15 protein-coding genes, 1 tRNA gene and 1 pseudogene are annotated in these 18,080 nt (G+C 62.9%); 12 read left to right on the top strand and 5 right to left on the bottom strand.

Annotated features, from left to right (window positions below; translation table 11 throughout):
• Positions 1-84 precede the first annotated feature (84 nt).
• Positions 85-1,245 (top strand): DNA topoisomerase IB, encoded by a 1,161-nt coding sequence (locus ACVWVY_RS06605; RefSeq protein WP_456625619.1) that lies wholly within the window; start codon positions 85-87, stop codon positions 1,243-1,245.
• Between the two features lie 113 nt (positions 1,246-1,358).
• Here the strand turns inward: ACVWVY_RS06605 and ACVWVY_RS06610 are convergent, their stop codons facing one another.
• Genes ACVWVY_RS06610 through tsaD form a run of 3 tightly spaced genes read right to left on the bottom strand, consistent with a single transcriptional unit; the run spans position 1,359 to position 3,830 of the window.
• On the bottom strand, positions 1,359-1,772 hold the full coding sequence (locus tag ACVWVY_RS06610) for an EVE domain-containing protein (RefSeq protein WP_456632120.1): 414 nt from the start codon (positions 1,770-1,772) through the stop codon (positions 1,359-1,361).
• 2 nt (positions 1,773-1,774) lie between these two features.
• Positions 1,775-2,755 (bottom strand): NAD(P)H-dependent glycerol-3-phosphate dehydrogenase, encoded by a 981-nt coding sequence (locus ACVWVY_RS06615; RefSeq protein ID WP_456625620.1) that lies wholly within the window; start codon positions 2,753-2,755, stop codon positions 1,775-1,777.
• Position 2,756: 1 nt separating this feature from the next.
• On the bottom strand, positions 2,757-3,830 hold the full coding sequence (tsaD, locus tag ACVWVY_RS06620; RefSeq protein WP_456632121.1) for a tRNA (adenosine(37)-N6)-threonylcarbamoyltransferase complex transferase subunit TsaD: 1,074 nt from the start codon (positions 3,828-3,830) through the stop codon (positions 2,757-2,759).
• A gap of 137 nt (positions 3,831-3,967) precedes the next feature.
• Between tsaD and ACVWVY_RS06625 the strand changes: the two genes are divergently transcribed.
• From ACVWVY_RS06625 to ACVWVY_RS06655, 7 genes are all read left to right on the top strand, one after another.
• Positions 3,968-4,714 carry a uroporphyrinogen-III synthase gene (locus ACVWVY_RS06625; RefSeq protein WP_456625621.1) on the top strand — a complete coding sequence of 249 codons (747 nt, stop codon included), beginning with the start codon at positions 3,968-3,970 and terminating at the stop codon, positions 4,712-4,714.
• A gap of 133 nt (positions 4,715-4,847) precedes the next feature.
• Positions 4,848-6,053: a COG4223 family protein gene (locus ACVWVY_RS06630; protein WP_456625622.1), complete on the top strand. Its 1,206-nt coding sequence runs from the start codon at positions 4,848-4,850 to the stop codon at positions 6,051-6,053.
• A gap of 22 nt (positions 6,054-6,075) precedes the next feature.
• Complete coding sequence (locus tag ACVWVY_RS06635; protein WP_456625623.1) at positions 6,076-7,854, top strand: heme biosynthesis HemY N-terminal domain-containing protein; 1,779 nt, start codon at positions 6,076-6,078, stop codon at positions 7,852-7,854.
• Between the two features lie 93 nt (positions 7,855-7,947).
• Positions 7,948-8,023: transfer RNA gene (locus ACVWVY_RS06640), tRNA-Thr, on the top strand.
• Between the two features lie 48 nt (positions 8,024-8,071).
• A complete protein-coding gene (locus ACVWVY_RS06645; protein ID WP_456625624.1) occupies positions 8,072-8,212 on the top strand; it encodes a hypothetical protein in 141 nt (46 codons plus the stop codon).
• 340 nt (positions 8,213-8,552) lie between these two features.
• On the top strand, positions 8,553-8,681 hold the full coding sequence (locus ACVWVY_RS06650) for a hypothetical protein (protein ID WP_456625625.1): 129 nt from the start codon (positions 8,553-8,555) through the stop codon (positions 8,679-8,681).
• Positions 8,682-9,288: 607 nt separating this feature from the next.
• The gene (locus tag ACVWVY_RS06655) at positions 9,289-12,873 is read left to right on the top strand and encodes an AAA family ATPase (RefSeq protein WP_456625626.1); all 3,585 of its coding nucleotides are present in this window, start codon (positions 9,289-9,291) and stop codon (positions 12,871-12,873) included.
• Positions 12,874-13,317: 444 nt separating this feature from the next.
• Here ACVWVY_RS06655 and ACVWVY_RS06660 read toward each other — a convergent pair.
• Positions 13,318-14,505: pseudogene (locus ACVWVY_RS06660) on the bottom strand (patatin-like phospholipase family protein); the annotation flags it as partial.
• 258 nt (positions 14,506-14,763) lie between these two features.
• On the opposite strand from ACVWVY_RS06660, the gene ACVWVY_RS06665 reads away from it, so the two are divergent.
• Together ACVWVY_RS06665 and ACVWVY_RS06670 are read left to right on the top strand one after the other, a co-directional pair.
• On the top strand, positions 14,764-15,255 hold the full coding sequence (locus ACVWVY_RS06665; RefSeq protein WP_456625627.1) for a hypothetical protein: 492 nt from the start codon (positions 14,764-14,766) through the stop codon (positions 15,253-15,255).
• Positions 15,256-15,446: 191 nt separating this feature from the next.
• The gene (locus ACVWVY_RS06670) at positions 15,447-15,890 is read left to right on the top strand and encodes a hypothetical protein (RefSeq protein ID WP_456625628.1); all 444 of its coding nucleotides are present in this window, start codon (positions 15,447-15,449) and stop codon (positions 15,888-15,890) included.
• A 169-nt stretch (positions 15,891-16,059) separates the two neighbouring features.
• On the opposite strand, the gene ACVWVY_RS06675 is transcribed toward ACVWVY_RS06670, so the two are convergent.
• A complete protein-coding gene (locus ACVWVY_RS06675) occupies positions 16,060-17,094 on the bottom strand; it encodes a polysaccharide deacetylase family protein (protein ID WP_456625629.1) in 1,035 nt (344 codons plus the stop codon).
• Positions 17,095-17,303: 209 nt separating this feature from the next.
• On the opposite strand from ACVWVY_RS06675, the gene ACVWVY_RS06680 reads away from it, so the two are divergent.
• Both ACVWVY_RS06680 and ACVWVY_RS06685 read left to right on the top strand, forming a co-directional pair.
• Positions 17,304-17,585, top strand: a complete 282-nt coding sequence (locus ACVWVY_RS06680) for a hypothetical protein (protein WP_456625630.1) — start codon at positions 17,304-17,306, stop codon at positions 17,583-17,585.
• A 259-nt stretch (positions 17,586-17,844) separates the two neighbouring features.
• A complete protein-coding gene (locus ACVWVY_RS06685; RefSeq protein ID WP_456625631.1) occupies positions 17,845-18,066 on the top strand; it encodes a hypothetical protein in 222 nt (73 codons plus the stop codon).
• The last annotated feature ends 14 nt before the right edge of the window (positions 18,067-18,080 follow it).

The following is an 18,080-nucleotide window of genomic DNA, read 5'->3' on the forward strand; positions in this document are numbered from 1 at the left end:
CTGCCCGGGGCCGGACGGCTCTCCGGAACCAAGCTATAATAACAGGCATTGCCGACAGACAGGTGGAGCAAGGCGATAACGGTCATGATGGATCAGCAGAGTTTCGAGGCTACGCGGCCCGTTTCCGCCGATCCTGCCGTTGCATTGGCCGAGGCGCTCGGGCAACTGCCCAAGGACACCGTCAAGGAAACCGTCAAGGCAAAGCCGCACATCGTCGCCAAGACCTCTGTCGAAGACCTGGCGCAGGAACTCGGCCTCAAGCTCGGCGACCAGAACGGGCTGACCATTCGCCGCATCAAGCGCGGTAAGGGCTATTCATTCCATCGCGCCAACGGCACGCAAATCCGTCATGCCGGCACCATCCGTCGCCTGCATTCGATGGCGGTGCCGCCGGCCTATCGCGACGTGCGCTATTCGGCCGATCCGAGTTCGCATCTGCAGGCCGTCGGCATCGATGCGGCCGGGCGGTTGCAGTACCGCTATCATGCCGATTGGGAAAAGGTCCGCGAGCAGCGCAAGGCGCATCGCCTGGCGCGGCTGGTGGGCGCGCTGCCGAAGATCCGCCGCAAGGTCTCGGCGTTCCTGTCCGGCGACGAACCGACGCGTGAATTCGCGCTGTCGGCGGTGATCGAGCTGATTGCGCGTACCGCGATCCGGCCGGGCAATGAATCCTATGCCCGCCTCAACGGCACCCGCGGCGCGACCACGATGCTGAAGTCCAACGTCACGCTGGAAGACGACAGCTTCGTCCTGACCTTCAAGGCCAAGGGCGGCAAGGCCGTGCGCAAGGAATGCGACGCCGCCAAGCTGGTGCGCGCCATCGGCATCCTGCGCACCGTGCCGGGCAAGCGCATGTTCCAGTATCGCGACAATTCGGGCACCGTTCGCACGGTCTCGACCACGACCGTGAACGCTTTCCTGCGCGAGATCGCCGGCATCAAGATTTCGCTGAAGGATTTCCGGACCCTGATGGCATCCGCCGTGGTGCTGGAATCGCTGTCGCGGATAACGCCCGCAGCGAGCGAGCGCGGCCGCAAGAAGCAGGTGCTGGATGCGGTGCGCGCCGCCGCCGACGAACTGTCGAATACGCCCGCGATCTGCCGCAAGAGCTATGTCCACGACACCATCGTCACCGCGTTCGAGGACGGCATCCTCGAACGTTTTGCGGCGACGATGAAGGGCTACCGCACCCAAGCCAAGCGCGAAGCGCTGCTGGCCGAGGTGGTGACGGCCGCGGCGGCGTAACGACAACGCCGTAGGGTGGGCAAAGCGCAGCGTGCCCACCATTCAGGATACCGCGAGTAGATAGATGGTGGGCACGTTTTGCTTTGCCCACCCTACGGCACTGCGCGTCGCCGCTACATCCCGCCCATCTTGCAAACCGTCTTCCACTCTTCCGCCGTCACCGGCTGCACCGACAGCCGCGAATATTTCACCAGCGCCATGTCGGCGAACTTTTTGTCGGCCTTGATCGCGGCCATCGTCACCGGTGTCTTCAGCGGCTTGTCCGCCTTGATGTCGACGCAGACGAACTTTCCGGTTTTGTCGGAGGGGTCGGGATAGGCTTCCTTGATAACTTCCGCGATGCCGACGATCTCCTTGCCCTCGTTGGAGTGATAGAAGAAGGCCTTGTCGCCTTTCTTCATGGCGACGAGGTTTTGGCGTGCAGTGAAATTGCGCACGCCGGTCCAGGCTTCGCCTTTTGCGCCCTTCGCGACCTGCTGGTCCCACGACCAGACCGAGGGTTCGGATTTCACCAGCCAATATGCCATCGTCATTCCTCCGCCTTGAACGGCCGCGTCAGCAGGCCTTCGATCGCCGCGTCGATCGTCACTTTGCCGCTCAGGATCGCCGCGACCGCAGTTGATACCGGCATATCGACGTTCTGCGAAGCGGCCAGTTCGATCAGGACGGGTGCTGTGAACTCGCCTTCGGCGAGCTTGTCGCGGTTCGGGGCTTCGCCGCGGCCGAGCGCAATGCCGAAAGCAAAGTTGCGCGATTGCAGGCTCGAGCAGCTCAGGATCAGGTCGCCGAGGCCTGAAAGGCCCACCAGGGTTTCGCTGCGCGCGCCGCAGGCGCGGCCCAGGCGTGCAAGTTCGCTGAAACCTCGCGTGGTGAGCGCTGCCAGCGCCGAGGCGCCGAGTTTTCGTCCCTCGACGATTCCGGCGGCGATCGCCAGCACGTTCTTGGCCGCGCCGCCGATCTCGACGCCGCGGACATCCGTGGTGTGATAAGGCCGGAAAGTTGCGGAGCCCAGCGCCTGCACCAGATCGCTCGCCAGCCTTTCATCCTTTGCGGCAAGCGTCACGGCGGTCGGCAAGCCTCGCGCCACGTCGTCGGCGAAATTCGGTCCCGACAGGATCGCAGGGATGGCTTCCGGCATGGTCTCGGCAATGACCTCGGTCATGAAGCGGTGCGTGCCGCGCTCGATGCCCTTGGCGCAGGCGACGACGGACGTTGCAGGCTTGAGGTACGGGGCAAGCGTCGTCGCGGCTTCGCGCAAATTCTGCGCGGGCGTCGCAAGCAGGATGATGTCCGCGCGCGCCGCCATGGCGATGTCGGCGGTGACGCCGATACTCGCATCAATGCTCACGCCGGGTAGCTTTGGGTTCTTTCGCGTCGCGTTCATCTGCGCGGCGCCCTCGGTGTCTCGCGCATACAGCACGACGTCGCGGCCGGCACGCACCGCGGCACATGCGAGCGCGGTACCGTATGCGCCGCCGCCGATCACCGCGACTGAATGAAAGGACGCCATGTCAGAATCCCGCGCGCGTGTTGGTGTAGCCGGACGGCGCTGTCGCGTTGGCGTCGAGCAGCCAGCGCGCGCGGGGCGGCGCGTCCATCGTATCGGTCAGCCCCAGCGCCTTCCGTTCCGCGCCGGCCCAGGCGATCATCGCGCCGTTATCAGTGCACAGCGCGGGTGGCGGGATGATCAGCGTGGTCTGCGCTTTCGCGGCAACGTCCTGCAACGCGCCGCGGATGGCGTGATTGGCCGCGACGCCGCCGGCCGCGACCAGCGCGCGGGGCGGGCCGAACTGTTCGTGAAACAGGCGCAGGCCGACGCTCAGCCGGTCGGCTGTCGAGTCCAGCACCGCCGCCTGAAAACTGGCGCAGAGATCGCTGACGTCCTGCGGTTCCAGCGGCATCATGCGGTTGGCTTCGTTGCGGACCGCCGTCTTCAATCCCGACAGCGAGAAATTCGCATCCGGCCGCCCGAGCATCGGCCGCGGAAAGGCGAACCGTTTGGCGTCGCCGCTCGCCGCTGACCGTTCGACCTCCGGTCCGCCGGGATAGGGCAGCGACAGCATTTTGGCGACCTTGTCGAAAGCTTCCCCCATCGCGTCGTCGACGGTGGTGCCAAGCCGGACATATTGGCCGACGCCGACCACCGCCACGATCTGGGTGTGCCCGCCGGACGCAAGGAACAGGCAGTAGGGAAAGGCGAGCGCGCACGTGAGCCGCGGCGTCAGCGCGTGGGCCTCGAGGTGATTGACCGCAATCAGCGGCGTATCGTGCACCATGGCAATCGCCTTCGCCGTGGTGAGGCCGACGATCACGCCGCCGATCAGGCCGGGCCCTGCAGCGGCGGCCACCGCCGACAATTGCGCAAAGCCGACGTCGGCTTCTTTCATCGCCCGCCCGACGATGCCATCGAGCAGGTCGACATGGGCGCGCGCCGCGATCTCCGGCACCACGCCACCGAAACGGGCGTGTTCCGAGGTCTGCGAGTGCACGATATTGGACAGAATCTTGCCGCTGCCGTCGCCCTGGCGTTCCACCACGGCGGCCGCGGTTTCATCGCAGGTGGTCTCGATACCCAGCACCAGCATCGGCGTCTCGTTGTCCAATTTGATCCCTTATTTCAACCGTTGCGCTATCGCAACGCTTCCGTAACCGGGTAGCATTACGAGGTGACGGCGTGCAATCGCGTAAGCGTGCCGAAATCGTGTTGGCGGAGATTTGAAATATGACCGTTCTCGTCACGCGGCCAAGCCCTGACGATGAGACGACGGCCAAGGCGCTGCGCGCGCGAGGGTTCGACGTCCTGCGCGCGCCGATGCTGCGGTTCGAGCCGGTGCCGTTCCAGGACGAAGCGGAGGCGACCTATGGCGCCGTCATCGTCACCAGCGCCAACGCGTTGCGTGCCATCGCGGCGAATCTGGCCAGTAGCCGGCTTCTGAAGCTGCCCCTGTTTGCGGTCGGCGAAAATACTGCAGCCGCGGCGCGCGATGCCGGGTTTGGCGAGGTGATCGCGTCAAAGGGCGATGCCGGCGCGTTGCGCGATCTGGTGCTGGCCAGCGCGAAATCGAAGCGACTGAGGAAGACAAGCCCGATCCTGTACCTTGCAGGCGCCGATCTCGCGCGCGACTTGGCGAGCGAACTCGGCGAGAACGGCTTTACGGTGGTGACGCAGACCACCTACCGGATGGTGCCCGCGCCCAGTCTGCCTCGGGACATATGTGACGCTTTCGTGGCGCATGAGATCGAGGCCGTGCTGCATTACTCACGGCGCAGCGCGCGCGCATTCCTGGAGGCGGCGCGCTCCGGGGGCGTCGAAATCTCGGCACTGGCGCTGCCGCAGTGCTGCATTTCGGCGGCGGTCGCCGCGGTCTTGCGGGACGCCGGCGCGACCCAGGTTACGGCGGCGGCTTCGCCGGACGAAAATGCCCTGTTCGAAGTGCTGGGCCGGGCGTTGCAACCCCGGTCGAGTTAATCCTTTCGGGCTTTAATCTTTAAGTCTGAGCATGGTCTTATCGGAAAACCGGTGCCGCCATCGCCGTATCATGCTCTAAGACGTCCCGATTCTGCTAAGTTCCGGAATCTAACCATTCAAGGGAACCGCTGTGATGGTCGATGACAGGCCCGAAGACACTGGATCGCTGCCCGATTCGAGCCGGCCGAAGCGCGAGCCGCCGACCATCGACCTCGAGGCGACCGACGTGTCGAGCGAGACGAAGAGCTCTGCTGAGACATCGCCCGAGCCCGTGGCTGAGGCCGCGCCCGAGGTCGCCAAAGCTTCCGTTGAGGAATCGCCGGTTGAGGCGGCGCCGTCCCGGCCTGTCTCGCCCTGGATCGTCGCGCCGGTCTCCGGCGCGGCTGCCGCAGCGCTGGTGATTGGCGTCGGCTGGATGCTGGGCTGGCCCGCGATTCAACCCGCGTCCGCGCCGCCTGCCCCGCAGCTCAGTGCCGCCATCGACGGTCTCACCGCCCGTGTCGCCGGACTGGAGCCAAAGGTCGGCAAGCCCGTACCCGATCCCGCTTCTGCCGCGCGCACCGAGGCGCTTGAAAAAACCGTCGCGGCGTTGCGCACTGAGCTCGCGGCAACGCGGGTGCAAGGCGAGAAGCTCGCGTCCGCCGTCAACGAGGTGAAATCCGCGCCGCGCAGCGAAGGCACCGCGTCGCCCGATCTCTCCGGGATCGATGAACGCATCGCGAAGATCGAGAGCCTGATGCGGGCGCAGGGCGCCGAGATCGCGCAGCAAGGCAGCAAGCTTGCCGATACCAAGGCCGACGCAAAGCCTGCCGACGACATGCCGCTGCGCCGCCTGGTGGCGGCCGCGCTGCTCGATGTGCTGGTCCGGATCGGCGAACCCTATCCGGTTGCGCTCGCCGCCGCCAAACCGCTGGCGCCCAATCCCGAGGCGTTGAAGCCGCTCGATCAATTCGCCGAGAAGGGCGTGCCGAACGCCGGCAGGCTGAGCACGGAACTGCTGGCGTTGGTGCCAAAACTGTCGCCCGCCGTCCAGCAGAGCACCGCCACGACCGGCACGGGCATCGTCGAGCGCCTGCAGGCAGGCGCCGCCAAACTCGTCAAGATCGAACGCACCGATACTGCCGGAACTGATCGCGGCGCCGTGGTGGCGCGGATCACCGCGGCGGCGTTGCGAAATGATGCCAACGAGGCGCGACGCGAATTGAAGACGCTGGAGCCGGCCGATCGTGCCGCGGCGCAATCCTGGCTTGAACGGGCCGACGCGCGCGATGCCGCGCTGGCCGCATCCCGTCAATTTGCGGCCGACGCCATGGCCGCACTCGGCAAACCGGCGCAATAGAGATTTCGCAACAAGGTTTTCAATGATCCGGATCATTCTGTTTCTGTTGTTGATCGCGCTGGGAGCGGCCGGCGCAGCCTGGATTGCCGAACAGACCGGCGATGTCGTGCTGTCGTGGGGCGGCTATCGCGTTCAGACCACGCTGCCGGTGTTCGTGCTGGTGCTGGGCATCGTCGTCGTTGCGGCGATGATGATTTGGGCGATCCTGCGTGGCATGTGGCGCACGCCGGCGCGTATGCGGAAGAGCCGGCGCGAACGGCGTCTGGCCCGCGGCCGGCATGCGATCACCCAAGGACTGCTGGCGATCGGCCATGGCGATTCCTCCGCGGCCCGCGTCCATGCCGACGCGGCCCGCAAACATGCGGCGCACGATCCGCTGGCGTTGCTGCTGCATGCGCAGTCGGCGCAGCTCGACGGCGACCGCGAAGGCGCGCAGCGCGCTTTCCGCGCCATGGCCGAACGCGAAGACACGCGGCTGTTGGGCCTGCGCGGCCTGTTCATCGAGGCGCAGCGTTCTGATGATCCGGTGGCGGCCGTGATGGTCGCCGAGGAAGCGCTGAAACTGTCGCCCTCATCGTCATGGGCGTCGCATGCGGTGCTCGGCTTCTGCTGCGCCAAGGGCGACTGGGCCGGCGCGCTGAAAATCCTCGACAACAATCAATCGGCCGGGCTGATCGACAAGGCGACCTATCGCCGGCAACGTGGCGTGCTGCTGACGGCGCGCGCGCTGGAGCTCGAAAAGGTCGATCGCGATCTGGCGCGCGAGAGCGTGATGGAGGCGGTCAAGCTGGCGCCGACGCTGGTGCCGGCCGCGGTGCTGGCGAGCAAGTTCGAAAGCGAAGCGCATCAGATCCGGCGTTCGATGCGCCTGGTCGAGACGGCGTGGCTGGCGCAGCCGCATCCGGATTTGGCCGATGCCTACGCGCATGTGAAGCTCGGCGATTCCGCGCGGCAACGGCTGGTGCGGGTGGAGACGCTCGCGGCGAAGATGTCCGGACACATCGAGGGCGCGCTGGCGATTGCGCGCGCCGCGATCGACGCGTCCGAGTTTGCAAAAGCGCGTGAGGCGCTGGCGCCCTTCATTGCAGCTCCAACGCAGCGCGTCGCGCTGTTGATGGCGGAGATCGAGCGCACCGAACATGGCGATAGCGGCCGCGCACGGGCATGGACCTTGCGCGCGGTGCGCGCGCTGCATGATCCGGCCTGGACCGCGGACGGCTATGTCAGCGATCGTTGGCGGCCGGTCTCCCCGGTTACCGGGCGGCTGGACGCCTTCCAGTGGCAGACGCCGGTCGCAGCACTTCCGTCCGACAAGGCTGGCGCGATCGAATCCTCAGCCTTCGAGGAAGCCATGCTGGCGACCCCGCGCCGGGCCGTCGTGCTCGAGGCGCCAAAGGACGTGACCGAACCGGCCGCTGAGCCGATCGCGCCCGTGCCGGCCGCTGCTTCATCTTCTGCGCCGGCCGCCGAGCAGGACAATGCACCGCCGCCGGCTGCTGTCACTGAGGCGGCCCCCATTGAGGCGGCCCTCCCCGAGGAGCCGGTCGCCGCGCCAACGCCGGCCCCGCCCAAGCCGGCGGAACCGGCACCAAGCCAGCCAGCCCCGCTGTTCCGTTCGCGGCAGGATATCCCGAAGACCGTTCCGACCCCGATTCCGGCCGTGATTCCCCTCATTCGGGCGCCTGATGATCCCGGGGTCGACGAGGATGGCCCAGCGGACGAATTCGCGGAACAAATCGGCCCGCCCAAGGCCCAGGCCGGCGGCTGGCGGGGATTTTTGTCACGCTGGGGCGGCAACTAGGGTTTCAAGCCCCGCGTTTTTCTTGCCAATCGGGGCCGTGCCCGATATCAGGTGCGGGCGTTTCCGGCTCACGCCGAGCGCTGCGTTCGGTCCGCCGCAATAGCTCAGTTGGTAGAGCACGTCATTCGTAATGACGGGGTCACAGGTTCGAGTCCTGTTTGCGGCACCAGCCTTTTCAAGCACTTAGCCGACTTCCGACGATCTCCGAAAAAGCCCCGTGTCTGCACTGTTTCTGCAAACCGGTTGCGGCGGGCGGGGTGTCGTTATGGATAGCTTGATGATCGGCCTGGGGATCGTTGTCGCCCTCTACATCGCCGTGCGCCTGGCGCTGCGATTCTATTTCCCGCCGGATACTTGAACTTGAATAGAGGTGCCAACCCCGCTTTCGATCTCACCCTTACCGGAAGTGGCAACTATCAAGTTCGGCGAAAAGATATTGTCCGGCTCGCCACGTTCGTTGACCCACCAACGACTTCTCAAGATGAGGCTCTCAACGAGGTAAGGGTAGTTCCCGGTTTTGACACTAGCCGGCGGTTTGATCACGCAAGCCGCGATGCCTGGGAAACTCAGCCGGTACCATTTTCCGATTTTCAGATCGTCTGTTGCGTGCATCGCTTGGTCCCCCGGCTCGTGCGAATCGTAACGAAATACCCACGCAGTTTGATCCTGCGGTTAGTTAACAAATAGCTACTCATTGGATGAACCTGCGGGTGGGCAGCAGCGACATCAACTGGATGGATATCCTGATTGTCGGTCTTCCGATCGTTGTCGCGCTCTACGTCGCGGTGCGGCTGGGCCTGCGGCACTACTTTCCGCCCGATACCTGACCGGCGGCAGATGCCCCGTCGTAACGCAAGGAAGCCCGCCGGTGAGTCCGCCCGCTGCAGGCTGCCATGTGCCGGTCGACGGGGGCCAGCGCATGGGCGAGTCTGCTGTGCTAAGCCGGAGGTCGGCTGGCAAGGATCAGCCGCCGCGATTCGGCGATCAGCTCTTGCCATGCAGGACGGTCGCGCGCGAGTAGCCGGCCGACTTGTCCGACAGCGTCCCAGAACAAGTCGTCAGGAACGTCCGGCGCACATCCGGCCCACCGCCAGTCGTCTCGCGATGGCGACGAACTGCTTCGAACGGTCTGGCTCACTTTGAGTTAGCGTTCAATGAAGCGGGTATTGTTCACCGAGAACCGGTCTTGCCGGTTCTCAACGAGTTCATCATTTGCGTGATAGCGTTCGTCGCGCTTACGCCCGCGCCGACGTTTGGGACAAGCGGGTGCGGATGAAGATTAGTTGGGCGCACCGATGCCGTGAGCTGCAGGCCAGTGGCAGCGTCGTTTCGCGCTGATGACAGTTCTTCAAATCCTCTCCGCCGCACGGTCCTGCAATCCCAGGGTGTGCCGCATGCCGCTCCAATGTGCTATTGTCAGCCCACAGGTGTGCCATGACAGGTATTGCAGAGTGGCTAGCATCGATCGGCTTGGGCGAGTACGCCGAGCGATTCCGCGAAAACGCCATCGACCTCTCGGTCGTTCGAGATCTCACGGAGCAGGATTTAAAGGACCTGGGCGTCCTGCTTGGGCATCGCCGCAAGATGCTGCGCGCAATCGTAGAACTTCAGGGAGAGCTTCCGCGAGCACCTCGAACGGGCACCAAGCCGGCGTCCACAGACAACGCCGGGCGGCGTCAACTCACAGTCATGTTTTGCGATTTGGTCGGCTCGTCGGCACTTTCGGCCCGCCTTGATCTGGAGGACTTGCGGGCCGTAATGGCTACCTATCACCGCTGCATCGCAGCGGTTGTTGCCCAGAATGAAGGTGTTATCGCGCGGTACATGGGAGATGGCGTGCTCGCCTTTTTCGGCTATCCCCAGGCGCACGAGGATGATGCCGAACAGGCGACACGCGCCGGGCTGGCGCTGGTCGATGCCGTGGCAAGCCTCCCGACCAATCCCCCCACCGAGCTACAGGTTCGCGTTGGCATCGCTACCGGTTTGGTGGTCGTGGGCGATTTGACCGGCGAAGGCTCGGCTCAGGAGCAGACGGTCATTGGCGAGACGCCGAACCTGGCTGCGCGCCTGCAGACCTTCGCCAAACCCGGTACCGTGCTGATTTCCGAGAGTACGCACCGGCTCACGGACGGGCATTTCGAATTCCGCAATCTCGGCCCTGTCGCGCTTAAGGGATGGGCGGAGCCAATCCCGGCCTGGCAGGTCCTGGGAACGACCGAAGTGGAAAGCCGCTTCGAGGCACAGCACAAAACCCGATTGGCGCCGCCAATCGGGCGTGACGAGGAAATCGAGATGCTGTTGCGTCGCTGGCAGCACGCCAGGCGTGGCGAAGGTTGCGCGGTGATGCTCACCGGAGAACCCGGGATCGGCAAATCGCACATTGCGCTGGCGCTTGACGAGCGGCTCCAGGCCGAACCGCACATCACGGTGCGCCAGTTCTGCTCGGCGCACCACACTAATAGTGCGCTCTATCCATTCATCCGCCAGCTCGAACGCGCTGCCCGGTTCGAGCGGAGCGACCCGCCCGCAGAGAAGTTCGCCAAGCTTGAGGCTCTGCTCGTGCGGGCGGATGCCGACCGCGTATTGCTACCTCTGGCCAACCTTCTGTCGCTGCCACCCAGTGACCGCTACCGCATTCCAGAGCTGAGCCCGCAGAAGCGCAAGGAGATGACATTGGCGGCGCTCTTGACCCAGCTCGATGGTTTGGCGGCGCGACAGCCCGTGTTCGCCATTGTGGAGGATGTCCATTGGGCGGATCCGACGTCGCTGGAGCTGCTCACGATGACCTTGGAACAGGTATCGCGGCTTCGGGTGCTGCTGCTCATCACCGCGAGGCCAGAGTTCACGCCGCCCTGGCCAGGTCATGCGCATGTGACGACGATCTCGCTCACGCGGCTGAACCGACGCAACGGGGCGGCATTAATCGAGCGCGTCACCGCCGGCAAGACGCTCCCGGAAGAGGTAATGGAGCAGATCCTCGCCCGCACCGATGGCGTGCCCCTGTTCGTGGAGGAACTGACCAAGACGGTGCTCGAAACCGGGCTGCTGCATGAGCAGAACAATCACTACGTCCTCAACCGTCCTCTGCCCTCGATGGCGATTCCGACGACATTGCACGCATCGTTGTTGGCGAGGCTCGATCGATTGGCTCCGGTGAGGGAGGTGGCTCAGATCGGCGCTGTGGTGGGTCGCGAGTTCTCCTACGAACTGCTGAGCACCGTGGCCGGGTTGCCAAAAGAGCGACTTGAGGAGGCGCTTTCCCAGTTGGTTCGGTCGGAGTTGATATTCTGCCGGGGCGAGATACCCCAGGCGGTCTATACCTTCAAGCACGTGCTTGTGCGGGACGCCGCCTACTCGGGACTGCTGAAGGACAGACGCGCAGCGCTGCATGCCACGATCGCGGACGCCTTCGAGCAACGATTCCCGGAAATCGTGGAGGCTCAACCCGAAACTCTCGCGCACCATCTGACGGAGGCGGGGCTGTTCCAGAAGGCGGAGGCATATTGGCTGCAGGCCGGCAAGAAGGCCGCCATGCGCTCGGCTAACCTTGAGGCCATCGAACATTTGCAACGAGGTATCGAGGCCTCCAACCATCTGCCTGACGGCGCAGGAAAGGACAGGTTGGAACTTGACTTCCAATTCGCTCTCGGGCCCTGCCTGATCGCTACGCAAGGACCGGCCTCGAACAAGGCGATGGCAACCTTTGCCCGCGCGCGTGAGCTGTGCGAGCGCCTTGGAGACGCTCCCGAGCAACACCAGGTGATGTTCTGGTTGACCACCGCGAGCGTCATGCGCGGTGAGTTGCCGCTGGCTGAGGAAACGATCGCGGCCCTGCTCCAACTCGTCGAAGCGCGCGACGATCGACCGACGTTGCTCAACGCGATGCGCGGGCAGGGGATGATCCGCCTCTTCATGGGACAACTCACCGGCGCGCGTGAGGTGATCGAACGTGCCTACGAAGCGTTCGAGGCGAGCAGCGAAGAGCACAGGCTCGCGGCGCGTTCGGCCGGCCAGGATGCCGGCGTGGCCGACCTGGCGCTGATGTCGTGGGCGCTCTGGCTGCTCGGCCAGGCCGATACGGCAATCCTGCGCATGGACGCTGCCATTCGGCGCGCCGATGCTATAAATCATCCGCATTCGCAGGCGTATGCCAGCTACTATGCTTGCCTTTTGCATGCTCTTCGCGGCGAGTTTCTGATCGCGCAAGGTCATGCCGAGCGCTGCATCGCGCTGTCGGAGGAGCACGGATTCCGGCAATGGCGCCTGGCGCGCGCCATTCGGGGCATATGCGTGGCATCGCTCGATCCTTCACCCGGCGCACTCGCCGACATCCGTGCAACGTTGGACGAATATCGCAGCGCCGGTTATCAGGTGACCACCACTGCGCTCGACGCGCTGTTGTGCCCGCCATTGTTGAATGGCCGCGACTACGAGGCCGCACTGGAACTGATCGAGCGCGGTCTCGCGGCGACCAGCCGCAACAGCGAACGAATTCTGGAAGCCGAACTGTATCGGCTAAAGGCAAAGGTGCTGGTCGCCCGCGGTGGCCCAGGCGTCGAAGCCGAGGCGCAGGCGCTGTTCGACCGGGCATTGAGCACGGCAAGAAGCCAACACGCCAGGACGCTTGAACTTCGAGCCGCGACGGACATTGCCGCGCTGTGGATCGATTGCGGCAGGCGCGAGGAACGCGCTCAATCTCCTCGCGCCGATCTACGCCTCGTTCACCGAGGGTTTCGATACGCAGGATCTAAAGCAGGCAAAGGCTCTGCTCGACCGCCTGCGATAATTCGACTTGGACTACAGTCTGTCCAATCCAGGTCCCGGATCAAGTTCGCCATAGGCTTTCCTCACGTCGACATTGCGCCTCGCAAAGACGACATACGGGACCGAGCTCACTGGAAATTCTCCCTTATCGTCCGGCTGCACTCGTTCGCCCTTGGCGTCGACGAACCAATTTATCTTTTCAGCCAGAATGTTCGGATCGCTCTTGGGCTTGGCTTTGAGAATCGCCTTTATTAGCAGCTCTCTGTCTATTCCCTCGCGCTTGCACCATTCATCCAGCTGTGCCCGCACCTTTTTCTCTTTCTTCGGGTTCTCGTTTATGAACCGTACCTCGTCGTTTTTGGCCGCAATTTTGACGCCCGCAGCTCTGTGAGCTGCGATTGCGTCCTCCGCCGCGGCTCTTCCCAGCTCGCGCCCTTTATTCAGATTCTCATGATTCCATTTGAAATCGATGTGCGCCGGAACGTGAATCTCGATGACGGTGCCTTTCCACCGCTTTTCTTCCTTGAGGTGATATTTAAAGAGCTTGACGTCATCCTCGCCTACGGTCGCTGCAAATAACTCACAGAGATTTGCCAGCGAGTCATGAAGGTTTTTCGGTTTGCGAACTTGCTGAGAATCGACAATCCGGCTCACCCATATTTCGTCGAGCTCATTCCCATGCTCCTCGATCAAGCTATGGAAATTGACGGTATCGACCAGCGCACCTTCGCAGTAGGTATCTCCGCCGATCTTTACCGTTTGCTCGATGAAGGGAAGAGCCGAACACGCGCACATAGTCGTTGCATTGATGGCGCCTCGATACGCCTTGTCCTTAATTCGCTTATTGGAAAATAGTGCAAGTTCCCGCTTATCAAGATTCCAGGCATTGTGAAAAATGAGAGGCTTCTTTTCCGTTTCGTCTTTATCTCCTGCCCTCTTCTCGAACAGGTTTTCGAATTTGATGCTCTTCATAAATTCGCTGTCGGGATAGTTGATCTTGGCCAGACCAGTGACATCGGACAAGTACATCATAGACGTCAAATAACGAACGAAGGGATTGGGCGCCAGCGCTTGATTAAGGATCCATCCATTCACGTCGCCTTCGTCCAGCTTCTTGAACTTCTTGTCGCGGCCAGGCATGTGATCGAAGAAAAGTGACATCGATTCCTGGAAGGAATCCATCATTCTGTACGGATCCCATGCGAAATCCTCATAGTTATCAGGATTGGCTATGAACTTATTCAGAGCCTTCGTGTTGCTGCGCCAATCCGTTCCAAATACCTTATTGATCGGAAAGTGTTCATAGCCTTCATCGTCTCGAAACACGCCATTCTTGAAGAACTGATAGGTCAGTTCGGCCCTGTCTGTGTTTTCAACTTTTTTTTTGTTTTCAACGTCATCGCCGAATTGATTGTAAACAATGCCAACCCAGGCGCCGATGCAGGACAATGCCCACACATCAAACTTTATGTCGGCAGCGGCAAGAGCTTCCAGAACCCCGATGTGCAGCCCGGCCGCTGGACCACCACCGCCGAGCGTAATGGCTCTTTTGACCATTGGTTCCTCCCCTAAATTTGCTGTGTGCTGTGCTCCGATCTGATTATTGAATTGCACGAAGGGGGAGAGGCTAGTCCTTTTTGCAACCATTGGAAAGCGTACGCAGGCGCGGGCCACGCAGATCCGGTTTAGCATTGCGAAACACCAGGCATGCGACGGCGCGGCGGACGGCATCGATTCACGCCGGACCTGCTGATCGCATTGGCGTACTTCCGCTTTCAAGAACCCGGCCACGCGGAGTGAGCTAGGGCAAGCAAGAGTAGCGTTATGCCGTCGCGGCTTCCGCTGTTGATGCCACGCGAGCAACCGTGCCACCAGGACAGCGGGCATGACCTATTGTGGCACGTTAGGGCAATAGCACTTCGTGCTGCTTTCTGATTTGATCCTGCGCAAGATGACGGAGGGTTCTCCGAGAACTGACCCGCGCGCCTCCGATATGGCCTCTCCACCGAAACGGCCGTTTCCGTCGAGCGCAAACTGCTTTCCACCTGAGCCCGATCCGCCTCCGATCAGCGGCACGAAGATCGCGCATTGGTTTGACTGCGAACTGGCATCGCCGAATGGGGCAGACAGTTAGTGGAGAAACTCATGACGCAAAGAAAACTGATCAAAATCACGGCGGCAGTTTCGACCTTTGCTTGTGCGACGCTGCTCTCCGTCGGCTGGTCCGAGCAACAAGGCGCCTCGTTATCAGTCGAGAGCGCGCAGGCGCGGGTCGGGCGTCCGCTGACCCCCGTGAGCGTTGCGGGTGTCGCGCGGCGGCAGAACCGGCGGGCCGCGTATGGATACGGGTATGGCGCCGGTGTCGCAGGCGCGGCTGCGGTCGCCACGGCCGGCGTTGTCGCCGCGGCGACTGCACCTGCCTACTGGGGAGGACAAAGCACCACATGGGGCAACGCTTACGCAGCCCAGAATGATCCCAGCTTTGGTCAACCTCACTACGCAGTGAGGGCTTATGCCGGAGGCAGCCCTTACTACGGCTATACCGGCTGGGAGGATTACTCGGGGCGCAACTTCATCAGGTGCCAGCCCGGGGGCCTCACAAAACTCGACGACGGCCAGATGTATCGCTGCCAATAGCAGCACGCGCTTGATATGAACTGAAGAGGCGGCTCATTGAGCCGCCTCGTTCCAGTTGCGCACCCGCTTTCCAGATCCCTCGAACAGGTTCGCGCTCGCGGTCCATCGGCACGCGCTTGCGTGATCTGTCTCACATCGACAACCGGCTGCCCTGCATAGTCTCCGCCTCGACCTCAAGGGGAGATACAAACATGCGTAAATTCATTCTGATTGCAGGATTCGTTTTGGCCTCCGCCGCAGCTCAGGCTGGCGATCGGAGCTTGTCGTTGGCCGGCAGCGAGGCGCAGGCCGCTCCGGCACCCGCCAGAGCCACGGATGCATCGAAAAGCGCGGAAGCTGCGGAAGCGCCAAGATATGTCGAGCGGCCGGCGGCCGTCGAGCCCAAGGCGGATACGACCAAGCCCGAGACCACCAGATCCGAGACGGGCAGGCCCGCGGCGAGCTACGGCCAGAGGATGAAGCACCGGCAGGCCGGCATGCAGCGGTACGCCAATCGCCCTCAGAGTGCCGGAGCTGGCGGAGCGTCGGCCCGGAGAGCTGCGATGATGCAGAGGGGGGCCGGCCAGCACCGCATGCGCTTCGGCATCCGGGCGCGCATCATCATGGCGCTGCATCGGCACGGCATCTATTGGTAAGTATAGGTGTACGTCTTTTCGTCATGCCCGGGCAAAAGCGCGAAGCGCGTCTTCGCGCTGGATGTGCCGGGCATCCACGTCTTTCTTCGCCGCAGCTTAAAAACGTGGATGGCCGGGACAGGCCCGGCCATGACGGTTTTGGTTGAGGCGCGTCCGTAAACGCCAATTCTTACTGCGAAACCGTCTGCACCACGCTGCTGATCGGGCGGCTGGCAACCGCCGGCACCTTCTGGTCCTTCACCAGCATCGCATCGTATTCCGGCAGGGTTTCGAGCTGCTCCTTGGCCTTCATCTGCACGACCTTGTAACCGCCGGCCTTCAGGCGCCGCAGCAGCGTCGGCAACGCAATCGCCGTGTGCTTCTGCAGATCGTGCATCAGGATGACGCCCTTGCCCTGCTTGTCGAGCTTGGTCATGACGTTCTGAATGACCTGGTCGGGACCCGACGACTTGAAGTCGTTGGAATCGACGTCGACTGAAAACATCGAGATGTTACGCGACGCGAGATAGCCGAGCGCGGGCTGCGTGTGCCCGAGGCCTGGGAAGCGGAAGAACGGCGCGGGTGCGGCGCCGATCGCCATCTTCACGGCGCTAAAACCCTTCTCGATCTCTTCCTTCATCTGCGGCTCGGTCATCTTCTTGCCGTCGAGATGGGCGTGCGACCAGGTGTGCGAGCCAACGGTGTGGCCGGCGGCAAAGACCTGCTTGAGAATCTCCGGATGATAAGTGGTGTGCTTGCCGACCGGAAAGAACAGGCCCTTGGTGCATTCTTCCGCGAGCGCCTTCAGCACGGCGGGCGTGGTCGGCCACGGACCGTCGTCGAAGGTCAGCACGACTTCCTTGTCGGTCAGGAAATCGAACTGCTTGTATTGCAGGAAGCCGAAGCCGGGACCGCCTGTGGTGTCGATCACGACGATGCGGCTGACGCCGAGTGCATCGGGATTGGCGCAGGCCGATCGCGCCGGCTGGGCTGCGGGAACGGGCGCGGGGGCGGGGGCCGGCTTGGAGAGAGAAGCCGTGATCTCGACGTCGTCCTTTGGCGCAAGCTTTGCCGCGGCCGGCGCGGGTAACGGCTCGGCCTTGCGGGCGGCGACGGTTTGAGGAGGGGCCGCATCGGCCCGCGGCGAGGAGGTCCAGAACCAAACGCCGGTGATTACCAGCGCCGTCACTACACTGGCCAGCATCAGGCCCAACGCATTACGCATCGCTACTCTTTCCAGATACTCGGGGTACACACACGCAACGGAGCATTAGTGCCAACAAAGTGTTAACGTCTCCCGAACAGACGCTGGTTAGGCGAAGAAGATGAGGGGTTTAAAGCTTAGTGACGTCAGTCACAGTCGGCGCTCGGTTCCTGGCGCATGTTGCAACCATCAACAGCCGGTCCACGTAACTGGGCCAACAGGAGCCGAAAATGACCGCAGCCTTCTTCACTACCGTTCGCAAGGTCAGTTTAGTGCTGGCCTTGACCACCTCTTTCGCCGCCGTCTCGTCGACCGCGAGCTTCGCCTTCAGCTCTGAAGCGCAGCAGCAGTGCACCGGCGACGCGTTCCGCCTCTGCAGTTCGGAAATTCCCAATATCCCGAAGATCACGGCCTGCATGATGAAGCATCGCACCGATCTGAGCGTGGGCTGCCGCGGTGTCATGGATCGCGAGCTCGCGTCTCAAAAGTCCGGCAAGCTCGCCGCGCAATAACCGGCTCATTTGTTTGGCTCTCGGGAACGCTTGCGTCGATGCGACGCAGGCGTTTTTCGCTTTTTGGGGCGTTCCACCAGGGCCACGGCCCTCGGTTCGCCGTTCACAAATGCGTTGCCGGCCGAATTTCGGTGACCGGATTCCCATTCTGACACGTTTTCTTGACGTGAACCGGTGTCCACCGGATCGAGCCCGACTGGCTTTCGTTGGAAAACGCTATAGAACGCCCGGACTGCGTTCTCGTTTAAAGGCATAGCAAATGACCAAGATCCTTTTCGTTATTCCCCTGATCCTGATGGCTTCGAGCGCGTCGGCACAGACACAAAAAAAAGAGGGGCATGACGAGTGCGCGCGCGACGTCTCACGGTATTGCCGGGCGCAGATGCAGGATGGCGATCAGATCATTCTGGCCTGCCTGAAGCAGAACCGCGCCAAGATCAGCAAGGCCTGCCAGCAGAAGCTGGCGAGCCACGGGCAGTAAGAAGCTTCCGAGGG

This window comes from Bradyrhizobium sp. URHC0002 (assembly GCF_054059515.1).

Bases quoted from the DNA above. Each gene is read 5' to 3' on its own strand.
- tsaD (WP_456632121.1), bottom strand. From the start codon at position 3,830: ATGCTGGTGCTGGGTATCGAGACCACCTGCGATGAAACCGCGGCCGCC.
- ACVWVY_RS06650 (WP_456625625.1), top strand. From the start codon at position 8,553: ATGAACCTGCGGGTGGGCAGCAGCGACATCAACTGGATGGATATCCTG.
- ACVWVY_RS06685 (WP_456625631.1), top strand. From the start codon at position 17,845: ATGACCAAGATCCTTTTCGTTATTCCCCTGATCCTGATGGCTTCGAGC.
- ACVWVY_RS06605 (WP_456625619.1), top strand. From the start codon at position 85: ATGATGGATCAGCAGAGTTTCGAGGCTACGCGGCCCGTTTCCGCCGAT.
- ACVWVY_RS06670 (WP_456625628.1), top strand. From the start codon at position 15,447: ATGCGTAAATTCATTCTGATTGCAGGATTCGTTTTGGCCTCCGCCGCA.
- ACVWVY_RS06680 (WP_456625630.1), top strand. From the start codon at position 17,304: ATGACCGCAGCCTTCTTCACTACCGTTCGCAAGGTCAGTTTAGTGCTG.
- ACVWVY_RS06655 (WP_456625626.1), top strand. From the start codon at position 9,289: ATGACAGGTATTGCAGAGTGGCTAGCATCGATCGGCTTGGGCGAGTAC.
- ACVWVY_RS06630 (WP_456625622.1), top strand. From the start codon at position 4,848: ATGGTCGATGACAGGCCCGAAGACACTGGATCGCTGCCCGATTCGAGC.
- ACVWVY_RS06675 (WP_456625629.1), bottom strand. From the start codon at position 17,094: ATGCGTAATGCGTTGGGCCTGATGCTGGCCAGTGTAGTGACGGCGCTG.
- ACVWVY_RS06610 (WP_456632120.1), bottom strand. From the start codon at position 1,772: ATGGCATATTGGCTGGTGAAATCCGAACCCTCGGTCTGGTCGTGGGAC.
- ACVWVY_RS06625 (WP_456625621.1), top strand. From the start codon at position 3,968: ATGACCGTTCTCGTCACGCGGCCAAGCCCTGACGATGAGACGACGGCC.
- ACVWVY_RS06615 (WP_456625620.1), bottom strand. From the start codon at position 2,755: ATGGCGTCCTTTCATTCAGTCGCGGTGATCGGCGGCGGCGCATACGGT.
- ACVWVY_RS06665 (WP_456625627.1), top strand. From the start codon at position 14,764: ATGACGCAAAGAAAACTGATCAAAATCACGGCGGCAGTTTCGACCTTT.
- ACVWVY_RS06635 (WP_456625623.1), top strand. From the start codon at position 6,076: ATGATCCGGATCATTCTGTTTCTGTTGTTGATCGCGCTGGGAGCGGCC.